This is a genomic window from Apilactobacillus pseudapinorum (genome assembly GCF_040369555.1).
Classification (GTDB): Bacteria; Bacillota; Bacilli; order Lactobacillales; family Lactobacillaceae; genus Apilactobacillus.
In genome coordinates this window covers 1-429 of record NZ_BAABVU010000044.1, presented here as the reverse complement: position 1 = coordinate 429, position 429 = coordinate 1, and the positions used below count along the sequence as shown (strand labels likewise).

Sequence of the window (429 nt, the reverse complement as noted above, 5' to 3'; positions counted from 1 at the left end):
AACCAAGTAATGACACTTGCGTGTCAATGGAGAATAGCGGGATCGAACCGCTGACCTCCTGCTTGCAAAGCAGGTGCTCTCCCAGCTGAGCTAATTCCCCATATAAATATGGTTGTTGTGACCCCTACGAGGTCGATGGGCCTAGGGGGACTCGAACCTCCGACCTCACGCTTATCAGGCGTGCGCTCTAAACCAACTGAGCTATAGGCCCATATAGCTAAGAATCATATGAAGGTAAATCCCTCAAAACTGAATAAGATTGATGAACCTAGTGTAAGTTTCCGTAATTTCCTTAGAAAGGAGGTGATCCAGCCGCAGGTTCTCCTACGGCTACCTTGTTACGACTTCACCCTAATCATCTGTCCCACCTTAGACGACTAGCTCCTAAAAGGTTACCCCATCGTCTTTGGGTGTTACAAACTCTCATGG

The 429-nt window shown here is 48.0% G+C and carries 2 tRNA genes and 1 rRNA gene; all 3 read right to left on the bottom strand.

What is annotated here, in order from left to right:
- Positions 1-27: 27 nt before the first annotated feature.
- Positions 28-100: transfer RNA gene (locus ABWU86_RS07025), tRNA-Ala, on the bottom strand.
- Positions 101-136: 36 nt separating this feature from the next.
- Positions 137-211 (bottom strand) — tRNA-Ile (locus ABWU86_RS07020).
- Between the two features lie 85 nt (positions 212-296).
- Positions 297-429, bottom strand: a 16S ribosomal RNA gene (locus ABWU86_RS07015); the annotation flags it as partial.